The 3,440-nt window shown below is 75.2% G+C and carries 2 protein-coding genes; both read right to left on the bottom strand.

Annotated features, from left to right (window positions below; translation table 11 throughout):
• Window positions 1-2,009: type I polyketide synthase (locus ABT263_RS38570; protein ID WP_352298581.1), on the bottom strand; the 2,009-nt coding region annotated here is incomplete at its 3' end.
• On the bottom strand, window positions 2,002-3,440 hold a 1,439-nt coding region (locus tag ABT263_RS38565), incomplete at its 5' end, for a beta-ketoacyl reductase (RefSeq protein WP_352298578.1). The genes ABT263_RS38570 and ABT263_RS38565, both read right to left, overlap by 8 nt.

The following is a 3,440-nucleotide window of genomic DNA, read 5'->3' as shown; positions in this document are numbered from 1 at the left end:
GCCGCCGCGATCTCCCCCTGCGAATGCCCCACCACCGCCGACGGCTCCACACCGTACGAACGCCACAACGCCGCCAACGACACCATCACCGCGAACAGCACCGGCTGCACCACATCCACCCGCTCCAACGACGGAGCACCGGGCGCGCCACGCAGCACATCGAGCAGATCCCAGTCGACGAACGGCCCCAACGCCTCCGCACACTCCGCCAACCGCGCCGCGAACACCGGCGACTCCGCCAACAGCTCCACACCCATCCCGACCCACTGCGAACCCTGCCCCGGGAAGACGAACACCGTCCGGCCCGGGCCGGGGCCCGCCGCCACGCCGCGGACCACACCCGGCGCCGGGGAGTCCCCGGCCACGGCGTCGAGGCCGCGCAGCAGGCTGTCCGTGTCGGTCCCGAGCACCACCGCACGGTGCTCCAGAACGGCCCGGGTGGTCGCCAGCGCATGGCCGACCGCCGCCGGATCCTCGGCCCGGCCCGCCCCGAGGGCCGAACGCAGGCGCGCGGCCTGCTCGCGGAGCGCGGGCGCGCTGCGCGCCGACAGCAGCCACGGCACCACGGCGGGCCCCGGCACCGGCGCGACCGCGGCCGGCACCTCCCCCGGCTCCGCGTCCACCGGGGCCGGGGCCTGTTCGAGGACGACGTGCGCGTTGGTCCCGCTCATGCCGAACGACGAGACGCCGGCCCGGCGCGGGTGCTCCCCCGCCGGCCACGGCCGGGCCTCGGTGAGCAGCCGGAGCGCGCCCGAGGACCAGTCGATGTGCGGGGACGGCTCCTCGGCGTGCAGCGTCCTCGGCAGGACCTCCTTCCGCATCGCCATCACCATCTTGATCACCCCGGAGACGCCGGCCGCCCCCTGGGCGTGGCCGACGTTGGACTTCAGCGAGCCCAGCCAGAGCGGCTGCTCCGCCGGCCGGTCCCGGCCGTAGGTGGCGAGCAGGGCCTGGGCCTCGATCGGGTCGCCGAGCTTCGTTCCCGTGCCGTGCGCCTCGACCACGTCCACCTCGGCGGCGGACAGCCGGGCGTCGGCCAGGGCCCGCCGGATCACCCGCTGCTGGGCGGGGCCGTTCGGCGCGGACAGCCCGTTGGACCGGCCGTCCTGGTTGACCGCCGACCCGCGCACCACCGCCAGGACGTGATGCCCGTTGCGGCGCGCGTCCGACAGCCGCTCGACCAGCAGCAGCCCGACGCCCTCGGCCATCCCGAAGCCGTCCGCGCCGGCCCCGAAGGCCCGGCAGCGCCCGTCGGTGGACAGACCGCGCAGCCGGGAGAAGCGGACGAACTCCTCGGGGGTGAGCATCACCGTCACCCCGCCGGCCAGCGCCAGCGAGCACTCGCCCGACCGCAGCGACTGGACGGCCAGGTGCAGGGCGACCAGGGAGGAGGAGCAGGCGGTGTCGACCGTCACCGCGGGGCCTTCCAGGCCCAGGGTGTAGGAGATCCGGCCAGAGGCGACACTGGCGGCGCTGCCGGTGCCGACGTGCCCCTCCAGATCGGCCGGGATCTGCGCACCGCGCCGCGCGTAGTCGCCGTAGACCACGCCGGCGAACACCCCGGTGTCGGTCCCGCGCACCGACACCGGATCGATGCCCGCGTGCTCGAAGGCCTCCCAGGCGGTCTCCAGCAGCAGCCGCTGCTGCGGGTCCATCGCCAGCGCCTCGCGCGGCGAGATGCCGAAGAACGCGGCGTCGAACTCGGCGGCCTCGTGCAGGAACCCGCCGGCCCGGACGTAGGAGCGGCCCGGCACGTCCGGATCCGGGTCGTAGAAGTCGGTGAGGTCCCAACCGCGGTTGACGGGCAGCCCCGAGATCACGTCGGAGCCGGCCGCCACCAGGTCCCACAGGCCTTCGGGCGAGGTGACGCCGCCGGGCAGCCGGCAGGCCATGCCGACGATCGCGATCGGCTCCTGCCGGCTGTCCTCCACCTCCCGCAGGCGGTCGCGGGTCTCGCGCAGCTCGGCGGTCACCCGGTTGAGGAAGTAGCGCATCCGGTCGTCATTCATGAGCGTTTCCCTCTGCGGAGTGATCGGGCTGGTAGATGCCGAACTCGTCGCCGAGGAGCCCGATCAGCTCGTCGTCGGTCACGGCTTCGAGTTCGGTGACGGTGTCGGCGGGACCGTCGGCGCGCGACGCGGTGGCGCGCCAGCCGGCCAGCAGGTCCTGGAGGCGGTCGCCGACCGCCTGGCGTTCGGCCACCGCGAGCGAGGCGGCGGACAGGACCGCCGCCAGCCGGTCCAGTTCGGCCAGGACCGGCACCACGGTGGTGTCGGGGCGCGGGGCCAGTTCGGCGTGCAGGTGGTCGGCGAGCGCCGCCGGGGTCGGATGGTCGTAGATCAGGGTGGCGGTCAGCCGCAGGCCGGTCGCGGTCCGCAGGCGGTTGCGCAGTTCGACGGCGGTGAGCGAGTCGAAGCCGAGGTCCTTGAACGGCTGGTCGGGCTCGATCGCGTCCGGCGAGGAGTGCCGCAGGACGGTCGCGATCACCGGCCGGACCAGCGCCAGCAGGGCGCCGGGGCGCTCGGCCTCCGGCAGCTCCGCCAGGCGGCGGGCCAGCGCGGCCGCCGGGTCGTCCGACGGGTCGGCGACCACCGGGCCGGACTGCGCCGGCCCGGGCCGTTCGGCGCGGAGCCCGCCAAGCAGGGGGAGGCGCCAGGCCGGGTCGTCCCAGGCGCAGTGCAGGACAGCGACGGAGGTCTCGTCGTGGTCCAGGATCCCCCCGAGGACGTCCAGGGCCAGCTCCGGGTCGAGGTCCCGGGCACCGTGCCGGCGGATCCGGTCCTCGGCACCGGGGGCGGCCGTGACGGCACCGTCCCAGTGGCCCCAGGCGATCGCGGTGGCGGGCAGGCCGTCCGCCCGCCGCTGGTGCGCCAGCGCGTCCAGATAGGCGTTGCCCGGTGCGTAGTTGGCGTGACCGGCCAGCCCGCAGACGCCGGCGAAGGAGGAGAACAGGACGAAGGCGGAGAGGTCCAGGCCCTCGGTCAGCTCGTGCAGCACCCGGGCACCGCCCACCTTGACCCGCAGCACGTGTTCCATCTGATGGACCGTCAAGGCACTGACCAGGGCGTCGTCGAGCAGCGTGGCGGCGTGGAACACGGCCGTGAGCGGGTGCTCCCCGGGCAGCCCGGCCAGCAGCGCGCCCACCGCGGCCCGGTCGGACACCTCGCACCGGTGGGCGCTCACCCGGGCGCCGGAGGCGGTCAGCTCGGCGAGGAACTCGGCGTCCTCGAAGGCGTCCTCGCTCAGCAGCAGCAGGTGTTCGGCTCCGTCGGCGGCCAGTCGGCGGGCGAGGTGACGGCCGAGCGCGCCGGTGGCACCCGTGATCAGCACAGTGCCGCCGGGCTTCCAGTCACGCACCGCCGGACGGCCCGCCAGCGGCGCCCGCTCCAACCGGCGGACGGACAACCCCGCAGACCGGACCGCAAGTTCGTCCTCACCGT

The sequence above is a fragment of the Kitasatospora sp. NPDC001603 genome (assembly GCF_040298365.1).
Classification (GTDB): domain Bacteria; phylum Actinomycetota; class Actinomycetes; order Streptomycetales; family Streptomycetaceae; genus Kitasatospora.
This window is presented reverse-complemented; position numbering and strand designations above follow the sequence as displayed.